Source organism: Streptococcus taoyuanensis, assembly GCF_029589235.1.
GTDB lineage: Bacteria > Bacillota > Bacilli > Lactobacillales > Streptococcaceae > Streptococcus > Streptococcus taoyuanensis.
Map to the genome: position 1 here is coordinate 29,428 of NZ_JARQVW010000014.1, position 21,837 is coordinate 51,264.

21 protein-coding genes and 1 pseudogene are annotated in these 21,837 nt (G+C 40.5%); 6 read left to right on the plus strand and 16 right to left on the minus strand.

Annotation, left to right across the window (positions count from 1 at the left end; all coding sequences use genetic code 11):
• Positions 1-421: 421 nt before the first annotated feature.
• From P5Y91_RS08575 to P5Y91_RS08585, 3 genes are all read right to left on the minus strand, one after another.
• Complete coding sequence (locus P5Y91_RS08575; RefSeq protein ID WP_277839265.1) at positions 422-2,761, minus strand: endonuclease MutS2; 2,340 nt, start codon at positions 2,759-2,761, stop codon at positions 422-424.
• A gap of 73 nt (positions 2,762-2,834) precedes the next feature.
• Positions 2,835-3,389, minus strand: a complete 555-nt coding sequence (locus P5Y91_RS08580; protein WP_021153876.1) for a CvpA family protein — start codon at positions 3,387-3,389, stop codon at positions 2,835-2,837.
• A gap of 10 nt (positions 3,390-3,399) precedes the next feature.
• On the minus strand, positions 3,400-3,690 hold the full coding sequence (locus P5Y91_RS08585) for a hypothetical protein (RefSeq protein WP_003005477.1): 291 nt from the start codon (positions 3,688-3,690) through the stop codon (positions 3,400-3,402).
• Between the two features lie 136 nt (positions 3,691-3,826).
• Here P5Y91_RS08585 and rnhC point away from each other — a divergent pair, with 136 nt between their 5' ends.
• From rnhC to recD2, 3 genes are all read left to right on the plus strand, one after another.
• Positions 3,827-4,726, plus strand: coding sequence for a ribonuclease HIII (gene rnhC, locus P5Y91_RS08590; RefSeq protein ID WP_118227825.1), 900 nt, complete (start codon positions 3,827-3,829; stop codon positions 4,724-4,726).
• Between the two features lie 3 nt (positions 4,727-4,729).
• On the plus strand, positions 4,730-5,380 hold the full coding sequence (gene lepB, locus P5Y91_RS08595; RefSeq protein ID WP_003008799.1) for a signal peptidase I: 651 nt from the start codon (positions 4,730-4,732) through the stop codon (positions 5,378-5,380).
• Positions 5,381-5,447: 67 nt separating this feature from the next.
• Positions 5,448-7,880: an SF1B family DNA helicase RecD2 gene (gene recD2 / locus P5Y91_RS08600; protein ID WP_118396447.1), complete on the plus strand. Its 2,433-nt coding sequence runs from the start codon at positions 5,448-5,450 to the stop codon at positions 7,878-7,880.
• A gap of 231 nt (positions 7,881-8,111) precedes the next feature.
• Here recD2 and dinB read toward each other — a convergent pair whose 3' ends face one another.
• Positions 8,112-9,218 carry a DNA polymerase IV gene (gene dinB / locus P5Y91_RS08605; RefSeq protein ID WP_118227823.1) on the minus strand — a complete coding sequence of 369 codons (1,107 nt, stop codon included), beginning with the start codon at positions 9,216-9,218 and terminating at the stop codon, positions 8,112-8,114.
• A gap of 260 nt (positions 9,219-9,478) precedes the next feature.
• Between dinB and pflB the strand changes: the two genes are divergently transcribed.
• Positions 9,479-11,794: a formate C-acetyltransferase gene (gene pflB, locus P5Y91_RS08610; RefSeq protein ID WP_277839267.1), complete on the plus strand. Its 2,316-nt coding sequence runs from the start codon at positions 9,479-9,481 to the stop codon at positions 11,792-11,794.
• A gap of 888 nt (positions 11,795-12,682) precedes the next feature.
• Here pflB and P5Y91_RS08615 read toward each other — a convergent pair.
• The 12 genes and pseudogenes from P5Y91_RS08615 to P5Y91_RS08670 form a co-directional block, all read right to left on the minus strand.
• A complete protein-coding gene (locus P5Y91_RS08615) occupies positions 12,683-12,994 on the minus strand; it encodes a hypothetical protein (RefSeq protein ID WP_277839269.1) in 312 nt (103 codons plus the stop codon).
• A 152-nt stretch (positions 12,995-13,146) separates the two neighbouring features.
• Entirely contained in the window at positions 13,147-13,563 is a 417-nt protein-coding gene (locus P5Y91_RS08620) for a DUF1492 domain-containing protein (RefSeq protein WP_277839270.1), read from the minus strand.
• A 71-nt stretch (positions 13,564-13,634) separates the two neighbouring features.
• Positions 13,635-14,141: a hypothetical protein gene (locus P5Y91_RS08625; protein WP_277839290.1), complete on the minus strand. Its 507-nt coding sequence runs from the start codon at positions 14,139-14,141 to the stop codon at positions 13,635-13,637.
• A gap of 91 nt (positions 14,142-14,232) precedes the next feature.
• Positions 14,233-14,493, minus strand: a pseudogene (locus tag P5Y91_RS08630) (hypothetical protein); the annotation flags it as partial.
• Between the two features lie 390 nt (positions 14,494-14,883).
• Positions 14,884-16,323 (minus strand): DNA primase family protein, encoded by a 1,440-nt coding sequence (locus P5Y91_RS08635; RefSeq protein ID WP_277839272.1) that lies wholly within the window; start codon positions 16,321-16,323, stop codon positions 14,884-14,886.
• 79 nt (positions 16,324-16,402) lie between these two features.
• Entirely contained in the window at positions 16,403-17,269 is an 867-nt protein-coding gene (locus P5Y91_RS08640; protein ID WP_277839273.1) for a primase alpha helix C-terminal domain-containing protein, read from the minus strand.
• Positions 17,250-17,537, minus strand: coding sequence for a hypothetical protein (locus P5Y91_RS08645; RefSeq protein ID WP_061590859.1), 288 nt, complete (start codon positions 17,535-17,537; stop codon positions 17,250-17,252). The genes P5Y91_RS08640 and P5Y91_RS08645 overlap by 20 nt, the downstream gene beginning before the upstream one ends.
• Positions 17,530-17,871 (minus strand): HTH domain-containing protein, encoded by a 342-nt coding sequence (locus P5Y91_RS08650; protein ID WP_277839275.1) that lies wholly within the window; start codon positions 17,869-17,871, stop codon positions 17,530-17,532. The genes P5Y91_RS08645 and P5Y91_RS08650 overlap by 8 nt, the downstream gene beginning before the upstream one ends.
• Positions 17,855-18,157: a hypothetical protein gene (locus P5Y91_RS08655; protein WP_277839276.1), complete on the minus strand. Its 303-nt coding sequence runs from the start codon at positions 18,155-18,157 to the stop codon at positions 17,855-17,857. Before P5Y91_RS08655 ends, P5Y91_RS08650 begins: the two co-directional genes overlap by 17 nt.
• Positions 18,158-18,191: 34 nt before the next feature.
• Positions 18,192-18,698, minus strand: a complete 507-nt coding sequence (locus tag P5Y91_RS08660) for a hypothetical protein (protein WP_277839277.1) — start codon at positions 18,696-18,698, stop codon at positions 18,192-18,194.
• Between the two features lie 220 nt (positions 18,699-18,918).
• Positions 18,919-19,545, minus strand: a complete 627-nt coding sequence (locus tag P5Y91_RS08665) for a Rha family transcriptional regulator (RefSeq protein WP_277839279.1) — start codon at positions 19,543-19,545, stop codon at positions 18,919-18,921.
• 14 nt (positions 19,546-19,559) lie between these two features.
• Positions 19,560-19,757, minus strand: coding sequence for a helix-turn-helix domain-containing protein (locus P5Y91_RS08670; protein ID WP_277839280.1), 198 nt, complete (start codon positions 19,755-19,757; stop codon positions 19,560-19,562).
• A gap of 160 nt (positions 19,758-19,917) precedes the next feature.
• Between P5Y91_RS08670 and P5Y91_RS08675 the strand changes: the two genes are divergently transcribed.
• Positions 19,918-20,583 carry a helix-turn-helix domain-containing protein gene (locus P5Y91_RS08675; protein ID WP_277839282.1) on the plus strand — a complete coding sequence of 222 codons (666 nt, stop codon included), beginning with the start codon at positions 19,918-19,920 and terminating at the stop codon, positions 20,581-20,583.
• A 226-nt stretch (positions 20,584-20,809) separates the two neighbouring features.
• A complete protein-coding gene (locus tag P5Y91_RS08680; RefSeq protein WP_277839284.1) occupies positions 20,810-21,625 on the plus strand; it encodes an EbhA in 816 nt (271 codons plus the stop codon).
• Positions 21,626-21,837 lie beyond the last annotated feature (212 nt).

Genomic DNA, 21,837 nt, shown 5'->3' on the forward strand with positions numbered 1-21,837 from the left:
CATTGCCTCTATTATAGCACTTTTAAAAGGGAGAACCTACTGAAAATCAGATTTGAAAACGGATCGCTTTCAATATTTTTCAATCATTTTCATTTTATAAAGTTTTAAAAACCCTAGCTGATAAACAGCTAGGATTTAGAATGTAGATAAAATTTTTACTTAAAACAACTTAACTGATATAGAATAATTAAAATTGATACATACTAATAGGCTCATTCAGACAAATACTGAAACTTTCCGCCGTGAGAAAAGTGCCTGAAACATAATTGTTTCATGCACTCGGGAGTTTTGAAACCTTAGGTTCAAAACTAAGTCATGGAACTTCTTCGAAGTTCGCTGACGTCCGTACTCACCTAAGGAAAGTTTCTAAGATAACTTTTTCTTCAATCTGGATCTAGCTGATGAACAACTAGGGCTTAACTTAGCCTTTAAACGTGACAATGGTTGCGCCGCTTCCACCTGCATTTTGTGGGGCATATTCAAAACTCTTGACATGCTTGTTGCGGCGGAGGTATTTTGTCACCCCTTCACGGATGACTCCCGTCCCGATCCCGTGGATGATATCGACTTGGGCCATGTTGTTGAGCAGAGCCTGATCGATAAAGCCATCTAGCTCTTGCATGGCCTCTTCATAGCGTTTTCCACGGAGGTCCAGACGCGCTCTCGGCCCACTCGTGTTCGAACGTTTGACGACATTCACCTGGCGTTTCTTAGGTTGAGCCGCTTCTTTTTCAGCCTTGATGAGGTTGAATTCTTTTTCTTCCAAGGTCATCTTGATCAAGCCGACTTGCGCCTCCCAGCGACCATCTTTGAGTTGCTTGACCAGGGTTCCGCGTTGGCCATAGCTGATAACCAAGATTTCATCTCCTACCTTAGGAGCACGCGCCTTTTTGGCTTTTTTCAAGACCTTGTTTTTAGAAAGGTCGACGGTTTCAGGCGCTAGTTTTTTCAACTGAGCCTTGGCCTCAATGATCTCATGTGGTTTTAACTGGGATTTAGCGTGAAGCCCTTGAAGGATACGGTCACTCTCTGAGAGGGCCATGTCCACAATTTCCTTGGCCTCTTCTCTCGCCTTATTGAGCTCTGTTTCTCTCTCTCGGGTCAGTTCGTTATAGAGTTTTCGAAGAGCGCGATTGAATTTGAGATTTTCTTGTTCGACCTCTTGAATGGTATCCAAGCGCTTGCGACTTTCTAAGGTCTGCGCCTCTAATTTTTCAATAATCTGATTGACATCATTATCCGTATTGGTCATCTTCATGGCATCCTGGATAATGGTCTCAGACAAGCCCAAACGGCGGGCAATTTCAAAGGCATTGGAGCGACCAGGAACTCCTTGCATGAAGCGATAGGTTGGACGCAGACTCGCTGTGTCAAATTCCATACTGGCATTTTGCACTCCTGCAGTCTCAATTCCGTAGGCCTTGAGCTCTGGATAGTGGGTTGTCGCCATGGTCTTAATCCCGCGTAAACGCAGGTCTTCTAGGATAGCAATCGCAAGGCCCGCCCCCTCTTGAGGATCGGTTCCAGCCCCCAACTCATCCAGAAGGATCAAGGAGGCGGTATCCACTTGATTCAAGATAGATACGATATTGGTCATATGACTGGAGAAGGTCGACAAGCTCTGCTCGATCGATTGTTCATCTCCAATATCTGCAAAGACCTGTGAGAAGATGCCCACACGACTACCTTGATCCGCTAGGATGGGAAGACCAGACTGGGCCATAATTTGCGCTAGTCCCAGCGTTTTTAGCATGATGGTTTTACCACCTGTATTGGGACCGGTAATCACAATTTCTGTCAAGTCCTCAGTAAAATGCAGGTCATTCGCGACGGCATTTTCAATCAAGGGATGACGTAGTTGCAAGAGCTGAATAGAGCGATTGCTGCTAACCTCTGGTACCACTGCCTTATAATCGCGCATAAAGCGATACTTGGCCTTGATCAAGTCCAAATGACCGATAATCCAAGCGTTGTTAGCAATCTCTGCTGCGTGAGGGCGCAGGGTGTCAGACAATTCCTCCAGAATCTGAATGATTTCATACCGTTCATCTGCTCGATGGTTGGCAATTTCTTCATTAAGATTGACGACTGCTCGAGGCTCGATATAAACAGTATTCCCGCTGGCTGAGATATCGTGGACCACCCCTGCAATCCGGTTGCGATAGGTATTTTTTACGGGTAGAACATTGCGGCCATTCCGACTAGCAATCACAGCATCCGCCAACATATCGGCCTTGCTTTTCAGCAGATCTTGTAGAATCTCTCTGACCTGGTGTTCATTTTCCTGGATTCGACGACGAATTTTGGCCAATTTTTCGCTGGCAAAAGACTCGACAAAACCTCCTTCGTTGATAGCTTGAAGCCCACCTTGTAGGCGTGGTAAATCCACCAAGTTGTCAAAGAGGCGATTGAGCCTTTCCAGACGGACATTTTCCAAGTTGTCGTAGAAATCCTTAAGCTCATGTGTCACCCGAAGAACAGCTTTTAGCGCTAGTAATTCATCGATATTGAGGGATGCCTCCATCTCCAAACGCTTGGCCACTGGACGGACATCTTGAATGGTCGACACGGCAAAGCGAGGCTCTTCCAAGAGGATCTGTTCCATATCTTCTAGCTCCATAAAGGCCGTTTCGATGCTTTCTTTTTTATCAGTTGGAGTAAGGGCTGCTAGCTCCATCTCCCCTTGTTCTGTCTGTAGATAGGGTTCAAAGAGTTGCTTGATCTTGTCAAACTCCAGAATATCTAAGATTTTTTTGTTCATATTTCTCCTACAAAAAAAGTGAGCGTCCTTCTTTAAATCGGACTTGTCTCACTCCTTTCTTCATTTTTGCTCCTTAAGCTCCGATAATCGCAGTCACCCACAAGTTGTGGAACAGACTGGAACTGATCGGGGTATGAAGGATGATAAAGCGGATCAATCCACTTGCATTGAGTCTATTTTGGATGGAAGCCATGGGAACCGTTGAGAGGACAGTCAAGCCCATTTGAATGACCAAAAGAGTTATCACGACGGCGATCACCCCCGCTCCAATTTGATACTTGCGATCCTCCAGTTTTTCTGGCTGGGGTACCAAGTGCATAAAGATCCCGATCACACGACCAATCAGGTAGATCATCGCAAAAATCAACACATAAGCTAAACCTGCATAAAAGATGTCATCTAATTGAAATAGGTAGCGGTTGGCATAAAAATAATTCACCGATTGCTGGGTGGGACTCGAAAAAGGAACCCATAGAGACAACACCTTGGCCAGTCCCTTGTAGCTGCCACCTGCAATCAAGAGGGCCACTAAGGTCACTAGAAAATAATAGGACTGGAGGATAATCCCTCTTGCATAGCCAATATAAAAGCTCCATGCCAAAATCAATAAGATTAAGAAAGTTAACATGTATCTCCTCTTATTTGGATGATTTATCCTTTAAGTCGTCTAAAGCCTTGCGACGAAAATCATCTAATTCTTTTTCTTTGTCGTCAAACTCGATCTCGCGATTTAGTTGCATGGACAAACTATTTACTGCCAATAGGATCGCGATGGTTTCATCATCTGCCTCTGGCATTTGTTCCTTAATTGCTTGGTATTTTTCTTTCGCAACACGTTCGACTTCTTCCATAAACAAATTATCATGGTTGGTTGTTAAAGTGAGCGCTTTGTTTCCAAATGTAAATTTATATCTATTTAAGCTCGCCATAAAAATCACCTCACGGTATTATATCAAAAATGGCTAGCTTTGTCAGTAGCAAAGCCCCTCTTCACAGGGATTTTCCAGTGGATTCTTTCTTTCTTTTTGCTCCCTCTCTCCCTGAATTTGTGGTACAATAGTGGTTATGGAAAGTATGACACTCACTCCAACACAGGAGCAAATCCTTGATTTTGTCCATACCTATCGCCGTTCTCTCTCTCAAAGCAAGAATCCTCATATGGATTATTTCTTTCGACTAGAGGGAGCGACCGTTTCGATCTACAAGTCTGGAAAAGTCTTGCTTCAGGGCAATGACCTGACTCCTTACCTGGCCTTTTTCGGGCAAGATGCTGAGAACCCTAAAGGTTCTACTACTTCATCTGCAGGACAAGATTTAGCCATGATCGGAACCGACGAGGTTGGAAACGGCTCTTATTTTGGTGGACTCACCGTCGTTGCATCCTTTGTCACACCTGACCAGCACGACTGGCTAAAAAAGCTCGGTGTTGGGGATTCAAAGACCTTGGATGATCGAAAAATTCAGCAATTGGCTCCTCTCCTTGAGGAAAACATCCAGCACCAAGCACTCTTATTGTCTCCAAAGAAGTACAATGAAGTCATTGCTTCTGGCTACAATGCTGTTTCGGTCAAAGTGGCCCTGCACAATCAGGCTATCTATCTTCTATTGAATAAAGGAATCCAAGCAGAACGAATTGTGATCGATGCCTTTACGACGGCTAAAAACTACCAAAAATACGTGAAAGCTGAAAAAAATCAGGTCACCCAAGCCATTGAGTTGGAAGAAAAAGCAGAAAGCAAATATTTAGCGGTTGCAGTTAGTTCCATCATCGCCCGCAATCTCTTCCTTCAAAATCTAGAAGATCTGGGCAAGGAACTGGGCTTTAATCTCCCTAGTGGAGCAGGGGCGAAGTCAGACCAAGTCGCTGCTAAATTGCTTCAGACCTACGGGATGAAGGCTCTGGGTTATTGTGCCAAACTCCATTTTAAAAACACAGAAAAAGCAAAGAAATTACTAGAAAGATAAGTTATGTCAAAAAGAAGTTCAAAACAGTCATCTAGCTCACCAGTGGTGAGATTCCTTAAAGAATGGGGCCTCTTCAGTATTATTGTTGGTCTCATTATCGCCTCTCGCATCTACCTCTGGGCTCCGGTCAAGGTGGACGGCCATTCGATGGATCCAACCCTAGCAGATAGCGAGTATCTCCTTGTGGTCAACCACCTCTCAATTGATCGTTTCGACATTGTCGTTGCCAATGAAAAAGACGACGACGGCAAAACCAAGGACATTGTCAAGCGGGTCATCGGTCTTCCTGGAGATACCATCCAATACGATAACGATACCCTCTACATCAATGGGAAAAAGACCAATGAGCCCTATTTGAAAGACTACATTGCTCGTTTCAAAAAAGATAAATTGCAATCGACCTACACTGGAAAAGGGTTCGAAGAAAACGGAGAACTCTTCCGCCAATTGGCCAATACAGCCCAAGCTTTTACAGTAGACAAGGATGGCAATCCTAAATTTACCTTGAAGTTGCTCGACGATGAATACCTCCTACTTGGAGATGACCGGATCGTTTCAAAAGATAGCCGTCAGGTCGGAGCTTTCAAGAAAGAACAAATCAAAGGGCAAGCCGTCTTTAGACTATGGCCGATCTACCCTTTCAAAACTTATTAGTATAGATTAACAGACTGAGGCTGAGACAAGTATGTCCCAGCCTTGCTTTATAAAAAGGAAAGAAATGATGGAATATTATTTTTCTGGTACTATTGAGCGCATTATTTTTGAAAATCCTAGCAGTTTTTTTCGAATCCTCTTGCTCGATATCAGCGATACCGATGCCGAAAACTTTAATGATTTTGAGATTATTGTGACGGGCACCATGGCAGATATCATGGAAGGCGAAGACTACACCTTCTGGGGGGAGCTGGTCCATCATCCTAAATACGGAGAGCAGCTCAAAATCAGTCGCTATGAACGTGCCAAACCCTCTAGCAAGGGCTTAGTGAAATATTTTTCTAGTGATCACTTTAAAGGAATTGGTCTCAAAACAGCCCAAAAAATCGTGGACCTCTATGGGGACGATACCATTGACAAAATTTTGGAGGCCCCTGAAAAATTAGAAGAAATCACAGGCCTCTCCAAGAAAAACCGCCTGGCTTTTGTAGAAAAACTCCGTCAGAATTACGGGACAGAGCGCATTCTCGCCCAACTAGCCAACTATGGCATTCCCAATAAATTGGCCTTTCAGATCCAAGACTTTTATAAAGAAGAAACCCTCCAGATCGTGGAGCAACAGCCCTACCAATTGGTGGAAGATATCCAAGGCATGGGCTTTAAAATCGCGGACCAATTGGCAGAAGAATTGGGCATTGCTAGTGACGCTCCTGAGCGTTTCCGCGCGGGTCTGATCCACAGCCTCTTTAGCTACTCTATCGAGACTGGAAATACCTATATCGAAGCCAAGGATCTCCTGCGCTATACCATTGACCTGTTAGAATCAGCTCGGCCAATAGAATTGGATCCTTCCACTGTCGCCCAAGAATTAGGACGCCTCATTGAGGAAGACAAGGTTCAAAATGTGGACACCAAGATCTTTGACAACAGCCTCTTCTTTGCGGAGGAAGGCATTCGCAGCCATATTGGTCGATTGTTGGAAAAAGGAAAGCAAGCTTCATTTGAAGCCGAGAAAATCAACCGGGCTATCGAGGCGGTTGAAAAAGATCTGGGGATTCGCTACGATGCCATTCAAAAAGAGGCCATTCACCAGGCTATCCAAAACAAGGTCTTTATCCTCACTGGGGGTCCTGGGACAGGAAAGACTACCGTTATTAATGGGATGATCAGTGTCTATGCCCAACTCCACCAACTGGATCTTCGCAAGAAACAAGACCTGCCGATCCTCTTGGCTGCTCCAACGGGACGGGCAGCTAGGCGCATGAATGAGCTGACAGGACTTCCGAGCGCCACCATCCACCGCCATTTGGGGATGACAGGAGATGATGACACCAGCCACTTAGAGGACTATCTGGATGCAGACTTTATCATTGTGGACGAATTTTCCATGGTTGATACCTGGCTGGCTAATCAATTACTTAGCAACATTGCAACGGATACGAAACTCTTGATTGTGGGAGATGCCGACCAATTACCTTCCGTCAGCCCTGGTCAGGTCTTGGCTGATCTCTTGCAGATTCCGAGCATCCCTCAGACCAAACTGGAACATATTTTCCGACAGAGTGAGGACTCGACCATTGTCTCACTAGCAGGAGATATTCGCCAGGGCAAGCTTCCTCAAGATTTCACAGAACGAAAAGCCGACCGCTCTTATTTCGAAGCCGGAAGCGAACACATCCCTAAGATGATCGAACAAATCACTTCTGCTGCCCTTCGTAGTCAAATCCCTGCTCGAGATATCCAAGTCTTGGCACCCATGTACAAGGGCCAGGCCGGCATTGACAATATCAATACGCTCATGCAAGACCTTCTCAATCCAGCTGTCAAAGATCAGGTCGTCTTTGACACGCCAGACTGCCAATACCGCGATGGAGACAAGGTCATCCATCTGGTCAATGATGCAGAAAGCAATGTCTTTAACGGAGATATCGGCTACATTACCGATCTTCTCCCAGGAAAATATACAGAATCCAAGCAAGATGAATTGACTATCCAATTTGATGGCAATGAAATCGTCTACCCGCGCAATGAATGGTACAAGATTCGCTTAGCCTATGCGATGAGTATTCACAAATCGCAAGGAAGCGAATTTCCTGTGGTGATTTTACCCATTACCAATCAAAGCCACCGGATGTTGCAGCGTAATTTGATCTATACCGCCATCACGCGCTCAAAGAGCAAGCTGATTCTCTTAGGAGAATACAGCGCCTTTGATTTCGCTACTAAAAATACAGGTACAGCGCGCAAGACCTACTTGGTGGAGCGCTTCAAGGACCTGGATGGAGGTGAGGCAACCAAAGACTCTTCTCCAGCTGTTGCCACAGCTTCTGCTACAGTCGAATCCGCACGAAGCAAGGAAGGGACTGTTGTAAAGAAGGCTGAGCCTGATGAACCGACTGTCTATCGACTGACTGAAGATAATCTCCACACCATCTCTCCTATGATCGGACTGACTGAAGAAGAAATTGCAGCCTTTTTTGATGTCAAACAACCTAATTGATACCCCAAAAATTAAAATAATATATTTTTTAAGGCTCATTCAAATACAGCTGAAACTTTCCGCCGTGAGAAAAGTGCTAGAAACACTATGGTTTCTAGCACTCGGGAGTTTTGAAACTTTAGGTTCAAAACTAAGTCATGGAACTTCGTAGAAGTTCGCTGACGTCCGTACTCACCTAAGGAAAGTTTCTAAGATGACTTTGTCATCAATCTTAGGCGACTAGTGAACAAACTAGTCGTTTTCTTTTTCTTCCACTAAAGGCAACTCGGTATGATCCACGAAATTGGTCATGGTGACACCCAAGAGGCGGATTCCAGTATTTGTCGATTCGATTTCTTGAAAAATTTGGCGAGCGGAACGATTGATCCGCTCAGCCTCTCGTGTTGGCTCCGTCAATGTCATTCGCTTGGTCAGGGTGGTGAAGTCTCCATAGCGCACTTTTAAAACCAAGGTCTTTCCTTGCTTGCCGTGTTTTTCCAGCGATTGGGCTACCTTACTGGACAGATTGGCAATTTCTTCTACAATATCATCTTCAGCATAAAGGAGCTTGCGGTAGGTCCGCTCTTTTCCGATCGACTTGCGGATACGATGGCTCTTGACAGGGCTATTGTGAATCCCTCGCGCCTTACGAAAGAGATCATAGCCAAAGCGCCCAAATCGATCGATCAAGGTCATCTCCGAAATGGCTAAAAGATCCGCGCCAGTATAGACCCCCATCTCATGCAGCCGCTCCACTGTCTTCTTTCCTACCCCGTGAAATTTGGCAATGTCCATCTTGCTAAGGAAATCCTCGGCATCCTCCGGCAAGACCACCGTTAGGCCATGGGGTTTCTGATAGTCACTCGCCATCTTGGCCAAAAACTTATTATAAGAGACACCTGCTGAAGCTGTGAGATGCAGCTCTTCCCAGATCGCATGCTGAATCAAGCGAGCGATTTTGACAGCTGATTTGCTCTGGATTTTATTTTCCGTCACATCTAGATAGGCTTCGTCAATACTCATGGGCTCGATGAGATCTGTATAGCGCTTGAAAATCTCACGAACCTGCTCGCCCACTTCTCGGTATTTTTCATAATTTCCAGAGATAAAGATCGCTTGGGGACAAAGATCCAGCGCTTCTTTGGAACTCATAGCCGAATGAATGCCATATTTCCTTGCTTCATAGTTACAGGTCGAGACCACACCTCTCCCTCCTGATTGACGAGGGTCCTGGCCAATTACAACAGGCTTCCCCTTTAAACTAGGGTTATCTCTTTCTTCGACGGCAGCAAAAAATGCATCCATATCAATATGAATAATCTTGCGACTCGTATCATTCACCAATGGAAATATCAGCATTTTTCAACCTCCTTTTTTCTATTATAAGAAGAAAATTTTAGAATTGCAAAAATCGGCCCTTCCTAAAAACATGAAAATTGATGGAAATTCGTGTTCATTTTCAAAAATGTAGTACAGTATCACAGAAGAATTGAAACTGTATTATAAAAGAATCTGCTATTTTTCGCAATTTGTCTTTGTGTAACCGGTTTCTGTATGGTATACTACTATTGTAAGTGCAACAGATATAGTTGCTAGAAAGACAATAGAGGAAAATAAAAATGGTTGTTAAAACAGTCGTTGAAGCACAAGATATTTTTGACAAAGCCTGGGAAGGCTTCAAAGGTGAAGATTGGAAAGAAAAAGCAAGCGTTTCTCGCTTCGTTCAAGCTAACTACACACCTTATGATGGAGATGAAAGCTTCCTAGCTGGTCCAACTGAACGTTCTCTTCACATCAAGAAGATTGTTGAAGAAACAAAAGCTCATTACGAAGAAACTCGTTTCCCATACGATAACCGTCCAACATCTATCGCTGATATCGCAGCTGGATATATCGACAAAGAAAACGAATTGATCTTCGGTATCCAAAATGATGAATTGTTCAAATTGAACTTCATGCCTCGTGGTGGTATCCGTATGGCGGAAACTACTTTGAAAGAAAATGGATACGAACCAGATCCAGCAGTTCATGAAATCTTCACAAAATACGTTACAACTGTAAACGATGGTATCTTCCGTGCTTATACTACAAACATCCGTCGTGCACGTCACGCTCACACTGTAACTGGTCTTCCAGATGCATACTCTCGTGGACGTATCATCGGGGTTTATGCACGTTTGGCTCTTTACGGTGCTGACTACTTGATGGCTGAAAAAGCAAGCGACTGGAACTCTATTACTGAAATCGATGAAGAATCAATCCGTCTTCGTGAAGAAGTAAACCTTCAATACCAAGCACTTCAAGAAGTTGTTAAATTGGGTGACCTTTATGGTGTAGATGTGCGTCGTCCTGCCTTCAATACAAAAGAAGCAATCCAATGGACAAACATCGCCTTCATGGCTGTCTGCCGTGTGATCAACGGTGCTGCTACTTCTCTTGGACGTGTGCCAATCGTTTTGGATATCTACGCTGAACGTGACTTGGCTCGTGGTACATTTACTGAATCAGAAATCCAAGAATTCGTTGACGATTTCGTTATGAAATTGCGTACTGTTAAATTTGCTCGTACAAAAGCTTACGACCAATTGTACTCAGGTGACCCAACCTTCATCACAACTTCTATGGCTGGTATGGGTAACGACGGACGTCACCGTGTTACGAAGATGGACTACCGTTTCTTGAACACTTTGGACAACATCGGTAACTCTCCAGAACCAAACTTGACAGTTCTTTGGACTGACAAATTGCCATATAGCTTCCGTCGCTACTGTATGCACATGAGCCACAAACACTCTTCTATCCAATACGAAGGTGTAACAACAATGGCCAAAGACGGATACGGTGAAATGAGCTGTATCTCATGTTGTGTATCTCCACTTGACCCAGAAAACGAAGAACAACGCCACAACATCCAATACTTCGGTGCTCGTGTTAACGTTCTTAAAGCTCTTCTTACTGGTTTGAACGGTGGTTACGACGATGTTCATAAAGACTATAAAGTATTTGACATCGATCCAATCCGTGACGAAGTTCTTGAATTCGAATCTGTTAAAGCAAACTTCGAAAAATCTCTTGACTGGTTGACAGACACTTACGTAGATGCTTTGAACATCATCCACTACATGACTGATAAGTACAACTACGAAGCTGTTCAAATGGCCTTCTTGCCAACTCACCAACGCGCTAACATGGGATTCGGTATCTGTGGATTCGCTAACACTGTTGATACTTTGTCAGCAATCAAATACGCTACTGTTAAACCAATCCGTGACGAAGATGGCTACATCTACGATTACGAAACAATCGGTGAATACCCACGTTGGGGTGAAGATGACCCACGTTCTAACGAATTGGCAGAATGGTTGATCGAAGCTTACACTACTCGTCTTCGCAGCCACAAACTTTACAAGAACGCTGAAGCAACTGTTTCACTTCTTACCATCACTTCTAACGTTGCTTACTCTAAACAAACTGGTAACTCACCAGTCCACAAAGGGGTATACCTCAACGAAGATGGTTCTGTGAACTTGTCTAAATTGGAATTCTTCTCACCAGGTGCTAACCCATCTAACAAAGCGAAAGGTGGATGGTTGCAAAACTTGAACTCACTTTCTAGCCTTGACTTTGGTTATGCAGCTGACGGTATCTCATTGACAACTCAAGTATCACCTCGTGCTCTTGGTAAAACTCGAGACGAACAAGTTGATAACTTGGTAACCATCCTTGACGGTTACTTCGAAAACGGTGGACAACACGTTAACTTGAACGTTATGGACTTGAACGATGTTTACGAAAAGATCATGTCTGGTGAAGATGTTATCGTTCGTATCTCTGGATACTGCGTCAACACCAAATACCTTACTCCAGAACAAAAAACTGAATTGACACAACGTGTCTTCCACGAAGTTCTTTCTATGGATGATGCATTGAGCTAAGAGTTATGCAAATCATTTAAACCAGTCGGAAACGGCTGGTTTTTTTCATCCCCATCGCAAGACTATTCTGAATTTTGAAAGAGTTTAAAAGCGCGCAGCATAGATTTTGACAGCGCTTTCTCTAAGTGTTATAGTAGAGCTGTAAATAAAATAGAAGGGGTGGTCCTATGTTCTTAACATTTATTTTCGCTATTATTTGGCTCTTTATTCTGATTGCACTGATCTTTTTAGCAACCCTTCTCGTCCAGGATACGACGGTGCAGCATCACCACCCGAGTTAACGAAAAAGCTAAACGAATAGCTCTCTAAAAAGAATTCATAAGGACAAGAAACAAACTAGAATTGTAAGATTTTAGTTCTTTATTTCTTAAAACATTTATTAGAGTACATTAAGAGGCTGTAACCCTTGATTTAATAGCGTTTTTCGGTTTTTAAAGGCTCATTTAGTATCCTTAGACTTCCATTCAAACTCCACAAATCACTGAACAAAAAAATACCCCGTAGGGTATCTATTAATTAACGAGTTCAGCAGGCAAGATCTAGCACCCCTCAAAGGGTGCTTTTTTTATCTTGAAAAATGGTAGGCGTCCGCGTACCAATGGGTACTCGAAGGCCTACCACCTACTTGAATTATATCATATTTTGTACACTTTTCACATTTTAAAAGTCTTTAAAAGAATTTTAAACACAAAAAAGGCGCGTGCTTTTGATATATCATATCAAAAAATGGTAGGCCACCGCGCACCAATGGGTGCTCGACCGCCTACCACATAGTTAAATTATAGCATATCTTGACCGCTTTTTCATGTCTATATAAATTAGACCATATCACCCCCTGCTTTATTATTCGTAAAAGAAAAGAAAAAGCACTCAGATTTCTCTAGGTGCTTAATATTCATAGCCGATTTCTTTTTTTATTTTGTCAAATTCTTGCTTCACTTTCGTGTCGGATATATAGCTTTCAGCAAGTGGACCATAACCAACTCCTTGAGGGTTGGCTAAAATACTTTTTACATTATCAACATCTTCCTCAATGTAGTTATCCGAAAAGCTCAGCCATTTTAAAAATGAATCCAATAAAACCTCGACAACAAACCCTTTACGCTCTAAATCAACCAAAGCGCAACGTCCGTCTGTTAGTGTAACTAGAATGTTGTTACGACTGTCGTCTATACCTATGATTTTATTTAACTCGAACAATTTGTAACCTTCTTTCACAACAAGATAAATAGAAGAGGTAATGGTGTTTCACAGTGTAATTATATCATTTTTGATAGATTTTTGTTTCTCCAAAAAGGGAATTTTTCGTACAAAAAAGGGCGCGTCCTCTTTCTGAATGAACTATAGCCCCGTTATTTAACAACAGGGGCTAAAATAGCCTCTAAATTACGAATTGCGCTACTTTTAACACGGCTGATTGTGCTTGCTGAACGGTCTAGCGTTCGTGCTGTTCTTTCCCTTGAATAACCATGAATATAGAAATACCTTAATACAAGTTTCTCTAGTGGATCTCCCAGCCTCTCAATCGCTTCTACTGTTTCTGTTCGCTCATCTAGTAACTGCTCAATTTTTTGATAGATCTGATCCGATTTATCGATTATACTGACATTTAATTCTTCCGTTTTGTTCCCTCTCTTTGTCCTTATTGGATCATGGGAAAGAACTTGTCCTTTTAGAACTAATGACTTTAACGCTATCAATTCATTATTTAACGTTTCTACGTCTGTCTCATAGTTTTTCAAGCGATTTAATCGCTGTTTTGCATTCATGTTTCATCTCCTATCCCAACCATTTCTCTTGGTTCGCTCGTGGTTCAAACCTAGACTACTAAAACAATCTATTAAATTTTAGCTATCCCAGATAACCAGAGACTATCACCTTTTCTAGCGTAGTTTATAAACTTCCGATAGTGTCTATAATACTTGCTTTGTCTCATATACTTTGGCCTTTCGGGGAAACTATCAAACATATATCCACCACGTTTGGGGCTCCAGTCTGGTTCTACTTTTCTAGCTTCTCTTAAGGCTCTCTCCCAATAGTATTGGCAATCTGTCTTACTACGGTTTAGAGTATCTTTATATACCTGTTGACATATACCACAAGCATAAAGTAAAGACCTCTTATATAGTTTTCTGCATTGCCTATCACAAACTGGACAAATGAAGAAATAGCGATAACCGCCCATAGTTCCAGACAACCGTGCTAAATCAATATGATTCTTACCAAAAGTGATAAATAAATTATCTAGGTTTATCTCTAACCTTTCCCCGTCTAACTCACCAATACCATGGGTTAGCTTTTTATTTTTCATTGGCTTTATCAATGCCTCTATAGAAATAGATTTTATATTTTCCATTCGTTCAAAACACCTCCTATATATAGAAAACCCAAATCTATTGCCTGAATGTCAAAAGGGGATTGCTCCCCCTTCCTGTGTTTTATTGACCAGAATAATCAGCAAGGCCTTTATATTCGCCCTCTACGTCCAACTTTTGGAGTAGGCTAATACTTTCATCGTCCAGCATTTCCAACGTGCCAAAAGCGGTCATAGAGTCCATAGGGATAGGCTTATCAGAAAGCAAGCGATCAGCATAGTCTAATAGCTCCAGCTCGTAGTCTGTGACCTTATTCAGCAAGCTCTCAAAATCCTCTGACTCTTTGAGTTGAGCCACGCGCTCCCGTTTGTAACGTTCTTCAAAGTATGAAACTGTTTTTAATGTCATGTTGTTTTTCTCCTATTCTTATTTTAAGGTAAATTATGTGATTATTTTACGATTTGTTACCTTCTTTGGTGATTTTGTTACCTTCTAGGTAACATAGTCCAGTCCTACTGCCACAAGGATTTAGACCACTTTGTTACCATGTTACCTTCTTTTGAAGTCCTTACCCTTATATATAAAATATATCTTTTTTTCCTATATAGAGAGTTAAAAAGAAGGTAACAAGGTAACATTTTTCTCAAAAAGTCAGTCGTATCAAGGGTTCAACTGCGTTACCTTCTTCGTAAACAAGGTAACAAGAAGGTAACATTTTGCGTTAAAAACCTATATGTATCAAGGGTTTATGGCGATTCAAAGAAGGTAACATTTTCAATCTTTAACTATCGCATGATTGGTTTTAGATAGTTTAGTTCTCTCAAACTCTAATGGATCCAATTTATCATAATCTTCAATCTTAACACGCGCCCTTTTAAGTCTGTATCGATAAGGTGTTAACTGTTGTAAGTATCTGATAGTGTCTTTTCCAGCCCCGTAAACGTTAGGTTTTGGTATTCCCATATCTTCAGCATAATGCTTTAGTGATCTTGTCAGGATAAAAACAGGTACTACGTCCAATTCATGCCAACCTTTTTCCATGTATTCATGCTTAACCCACGAAAGCAAGTAGTCGTTATCCTCTTGGTATTCTTCTAACAAGCCTTTGACTGCTTGGGGCTCGATAAAGTGAGTAAATAGCTCTTGATTGATAGCTTTGTATAGAGCATATTCTAGCACTTCCTTGTTTGCTAAAAACTCGTTTTTTATCCATGGCTTTTCCTTTTCCCCGTTAAAGTCAGCGTTAAAAGGTACGATCATAATTCTACGATACCAGCCTTTTGTCTTATTCCCACCATTGGGGATATAGTTACCCGAAAAGATATTGAATAGCTTAAAAGTAGCTTCAAAAGCTGGGCGACCTTTGGGATTTACTAGAACGGTATCACCGCTGGTGATACTCATAAGATCAGACGGATTTTTCAAGTATTCGTTAGGTGCTTCATCTCCAATATTGCAAACTTTACCTACCAAAGTTTCAAGGTTGTGCTTCTCAGCAAACTGAGCAGGCTTTAGGGCTGAAATATTGCTTTCTCCTATCAGATTGATAAGAAAACGCTGGAATGTTCCCTTACCATTGTTACCGTCCCCGTAGAAGATAGCAAACTTATTCCGTGTATGATTGGGATTGATGGCCTCTAGAATAATCTGCCAAAATAACGTTACTAACTCCCTATCATTGCACGCGATTGAGTTCAGCCAATCATCAAACGTTTTTCCTTCCCTATCTGTTGGGACTTGTTTAGGCGCGTGATAAGCCGTGCTTATCTTACTCGTAATTACATATTTAGGACTAAAAGGGAGTAGTTCCTTTGTTTTTAAGTTAATAATCCCGTTATTCACGGGTATAAGATCAGCACTTTCTAAGGGTTTTTGTATCTTTGTCAGTGTTCTGACCATTAGCTTAATCTGAGGCCACTCTCTGGGTTTAATTCTCACATCAAAAGTTTTACATAAGAAATTAAATAGATCATTACTAGCGGTATATATTCCCTCGTCTAAATCATAGATATAGAGTAAGCTATAATCAGGTATATTGCTCTTGCTGATAAAAGTAAACGTGACAATATCACTTAGTATTTTAGCAACTGTGAAGGTTTGAGGCATAGCGACTTTCTCGCTAACGTCTCCAGTAGACTCGTTTACCTTAGTTTCAGTATGTTCTGCCCGCCATTTTTCACCAGCCTTGAAAATAAGGTTTTCTAATTCCTTCATTGTTTTCGGTGGTCGCTCTTGGTCACGCGCTTCATTGATTTCACTTTCAAGGCTTTTTAGTTCTTCTTTTTCTATGGCTCTATCCTCGCTTTCTATATTCTGCCCGTGCTATGCTGGTAAAAGTACGGTCTAGTTCTTCAATCGGTAATGGTTCAGCCGTAACACTATTAGCTATCTTAGTCAGCTCATAAGCCGTTTCAAGGTCACAATCAACCCACTTATTAAAGAGTAAGCCCACAAAGCGCGTGAGAGCCATATTACGTCCTCCCTCGTCTCCAAAGCCATTAAAAAGCGTATCTATCACCCTCATAGTGATAGACCGCTTGCAACTGGAGCGCTGGGGTGTTTGAGATCGCACACCTTGGCTAATTCTTTGGTTCTGGTTTGATTTTGGTACAGGATAATCTAGCCCATGAACTACAATTTTTTGATAGTCTGCTGGGTTTCCTGTTGTAACTGGTAAACCCTGAAGTTGTGACCATGTTAGACTGGCCATATCAAAAGGTAGTCCTATCTTGTCAGCTATCTCTTGCACTACCTGCTTATATGTTTCTTCATTCATAACGTTCTTAGGCTTCACTACAAGGCGATAACGAGGCTTTTGAGCGGTGTGCTTGATAGTCGGGTATAAGATATAGGAATAGCCAAATAAAGCTCTAGAAACGGCTTTTATGAAGCTCTCAGACGTGCATTGAATATCGTCATAGTCAAGAAATATCAGATCCCGATATAACAAGCTAGTATTATTACGCTTATAGCTCCCATTGCTCTTAGGGGTTACTTTCCCACTGATACAATAGGGAGCTTGTGTACGTTTATATTCCTCTATGTTTACACCCTCAGGAACTACTAGAGGCTTAAAGTGTTCAATATACTGAAATGGCTCAATCTTATCGAATGGATAAACTAGATTATTTTGAAATCCTCTAGCCTCGTAAATTACCATTTTCAACCCCCAAAAAATTCAAGATATCACTCACTTTATAATAGACTTTCCGTGTATCTTCTAGCGGGGGTTGGTAGCGTCTCAGTCCTGCATTCTCCCACTTTTGTAATGTTTTATACTTTATGTCCAATTCTTCCATAGCTACCTGAGCCGAAATTAAACCCGTTAAACGTGGTTTGATTGTATCACGCGCCCCTAAGTAATTCTCAACGAGGTCTAAAACGCCATGAGCTAACTCTTGCTCGCTCTCTTTACTGAGACTAAACATATTCGTTATCTCCTTTCAGTAATGGCTTATAGCTCTCTAAATCAGCATTTAAAAGGATGTTTAGACGCTTCTGCTCTTCTTGTACTTGGTTATAGAAGGCCTTTGCACCGTCCAATAGCTCTTCCTGATTGGCTGGGATAAAATACCCTTTAAAAGCTCCATTGCGTACACCAACGATAGGAACACCGTAGCGCGTGATCAGACGGCTAATACTATCCTGTACGGCTCTTTTTGATATTTTGGTGATTAGGCTGATTTCTGCCCCTGTAATTGAGTTCTCAGCCCCTACTTTTATTAATTTTAATACTCGCTTGTCATTAATGGTTAGATTCATTCATTTCCCCCTTATCAGCTTTATTTAAAAAGGCTATTTGCCCACTCATTACCCCATAAAGTATGGTTTCTTGATTTTTCATGATTGTATCTATAGTACTTTGGATAATACCCATTACCTGTTGATCTATCTGATTAAAAGATAATAAGCCTCTGGTTACTGCTAATTTTTTTACATCACTCAAACACATATTTAGAAAAATCTCTTTAGTAAAATATGGCTTATCTGGCATTTTTTCAGGATTAGGATATAATTTTAGGACACTGTTTGAACCTTGTTCATTCATGTTATTTAACTCCTTTACTGTCATAGCCTTAACCTTATTTCTTATCTTTAGCCATTTTATAAAGTACGCTATCTTCTTCGGTTTCCAATTTTGCAAAGTCTTGCTTTATCAATTCTAAAACATAATCACTTATCATTTTGTAGGTCACTTTTGGATTTATACTTTTCATTGTCTTATAAACAACTTGTTCTAATATCGTATATCGGGTATTTGAAAAAGGGCCTAATTTTTGAAATTGTTTCTTAATAGATACCCTATAATCAAAGAAATTTAACAGTCCCATCAAAACCTTTACGTTGCCTGTTATAAAATCAGCATGACTCTCCGTTTCTTTTCTCCAAGTACTTGCCTCGCTGTTTGTTGTAATTACCAAAAGTTCTATTTCCTCAAGAATGCTTTTGTATTTTTGTTCTAATTCAGAATAGCTTTCATCACCTTCAAGAGTGTAGTCTTGGCGAAGTCGTTCCAATCGCTCAGCGTGTTGATATAAAGTAGTTCCAGATAGTCCTTCAACTTCTAGTGTTACATTTGTTGCTACCATTTTTTATTACTCCAATTCTTTACAATACAATTCAATGACACCAGTTTAAAGAGTTAGCGCTCTCTGTATGGTCAAAGTGTCCTAGATATGCTATAATCTAGGTATAAATCTTTACTAAAACCTCTTTAATAATAGCTTGCCTGCTTTTTTGTTAATTTCGTTTTAGTGATAGTGTGAAAGGCTCTGCGGTGTGGTTATTGCTAAGCCTTTTTTGTTGCGATCACGCGCCTTTTAGGCGTGTTTTTTTATTTCTGAATGCCATAGCTTTGATTTCCTGATAGCTCATATTCAAGCTAATCATAGCTATCGCCATATCCTCAAAAGCTTGGTACTGTTCCAACTCCTCGCTGGTCAAGCTATCAATACCATTATTGCCCCCACGTTCTTCTACTAACTGCTTAGCGTTCCTGTTGGTCACTGCCTTTAGTAGTAAGTTATTCATGGTGCTGTGCGCGTGCTTTGGGGCCTGTTTCCAGTTCTCAATGCTGTCATGCAGTGTTTTTCTTTTTGGCTTTTCTAGCGCCCTCTGCATACGAAACTTAGAAAGCTCCTCACGCATTTCAAAGAATGCTTTGACTAGGTTCTTTTTGAACTCTTTGACGGGTTCGGTATTTCGTAAATAAGTGATAAGCAATGTTGCTTGTTGCTCATTCAAAATATAGTCCCGTACATTTTGCCCACTCTCTGAAGGTGAAATTTTAAATTGCACCTTTCCGAAACTCTCAAAATCGTCCCGGTGTTTATTCAGCAAAACCTTCAAATGTCTATGCTTAATTTCTGCGCATTCTGCCACGATACTACTCAGTGTATACGGCTCTTTTTTACCGTCCATATAAACCAGTTCCATTGGTTCCCCCTTTCTCACTCCTCTGGTGTCAATAATTCATCAATAGTTACACCAAGATAATCAGCAATCTTTAGCAAAGTTTCTGCTTCAGGATTTTTTGTACGTTCATAATACAAACTAGTAAGTGTAGTCTTTGAAATTCCTGTTGCTTTATACACGTCTATAACTTTTTTACGTTGTTTTGCTAAAAGAACTCTTAAGTTATTTTTCATACTATCGCCTCTTTTCTAGACTTTTGTTATATATGAGTGTTGTCACTTATATTTTGTATATTACACTATTTTGGTTTATTTGTCAATAGTTTGGTATATTTTAGTGTTATTTGTATTTTTGTACAACGTTTGTTATAATACCTAATATGGAGGAGTTAAAATGATTAAAACTAATTTTGCTGTGTTAATTGCCGAAAGAGGCTTAAAAATAGCTGATGTTTATGAAAGCACAGGGATCTCTAAAACTACTTTAATGGCTCTCGCTGAGAATACTGGTAAAGGGGTACAATTCGATACCGTTGATAAGCTATGTAATTTTCTAGATGTAGAATTAAAAGATTTCTTTGTTTACGTTCCATATATTTGGGATATGAAATTCAAACAAAATACTGAGAGTGAGGGATCCGACTATATAATTATTAAATTAAAGACTAATCAAAGTGAGAAAGATTATTTTTTAAACACTTATTTTCTATATCCACAGAATTATGATTTTCCATTAGATGATGATAGTTTCTCCTTATGGATTAAAATTGACCTTGAAGGAAGTGAAGCATATTCAACAGAAGACTTTTTCCAATTCTTAGGTGATTTACCAGTTTCGATGAAAACAACTTTTTTTAACCAGCTACTAGATACATTAAAATCAAATATTTTAATTAAAAATAAAAGCATAACAACTTATAAAGAGACTTTTGATAATACAAAAGATGGATTGAAAAAAATCACTTTAAATGAGAACAGTAAAGTTTATATAAGCTTTTTCAATGATCCTTCGATAAAAAAAGACAAAAAATTTGAAAGTTCGAAAATTATTACTGTTTAATTTGTCAACAACGAAAAAAAACTCTCATTTGAATTAGAAAAGAGGTAAGGCATTGAAAATAATGAACTGTTTGAATGGTTCTTGCTTGCTGGTGCGATCATTACCTTTGGCGCTATGCTGTTTGCATTTCATACGCTAGACAAAGAGGGGAAAAAGGCTCTTGAAAAGAAAAAATCATCTAATAGATAATTAATTCAGATAAATGAAGATACTTAGGAGAAACATTATGAAAAAGAGAATTATCACTACTGCTGTTGTTTTAGCTCTTGCTACTGGTGGAGCGGGATACTATTTCTTATCTTATGCCCCTCACCAAACTGCTGTAAGCCATTTTGAAAAATCTGTAGATACTCTTAAAGAAAATAATAAAGCAATTGAAAAACAAATCGCTGATACTGAAAAAATCATTAAAGAAAAAGCTGAACCATTAGAAGCAAAGACTTTAGACGATTTAAAAACTGCTGTTAAAGAAGCAAAAAACTCGATTCGTAAAGCTCCAAAAATGGAAAGCGATACACAAAAAATTGAAGATCAAGCAAAAGAAATTGCAAAACCTGTAGATTATTCTAGCGTACAAAAAAACATTACTGAGAAATTAACAGCGTATCAAAACAGTGTGAAGCAACTCGCGCAGATTACAAACCCTAAAGATTCTTTTATTGAGGAACGATTGAAAGAAGTCGATACAATTCAAGAAGTGCAACATGCTACAGAAGAAAATGACCCTAATGGTTTATTAAATAAACAAGGTGGCTATACTGCTTCTATCTATTTTGCAGATAGTCAAGTAACAGAACCTGTTGAGGGTGCTAATCTAGTAGATAAGGGAACTGAAGCAGGAGGTGCTATTGAAGTATACAAGACCAAAGAAGAAGCTGAAAAGAGAAATACTTACCTATCAGCATTTGACGGTGGAGTATTAGACCCTGGATCTCATTACGTATATGGTACTATCGTAATTCGTACCTCTCACCACCTCACTGCTAGCCAACAAAAAGCCTTAACTGAAAAAATTTACAATAAATTAATTGAATTGAAGTAATTCTTACAAAATAGATATTTTCGCCTATTTTTAAGTAAAGACTTATTTATGTCAAATCGAAAGTAAATGTTGGCATTTAAAAAGCGACCTATAGCATATCACGCGCAACAATGTCTAACAAAATCGGCACTTTCGGCTCCCCTAAAAGAGCAATTTAGATTGAAGCGCGTGATTTCTCTTTGTTCGCTCGAAGTTCAACACCATAATTCTAG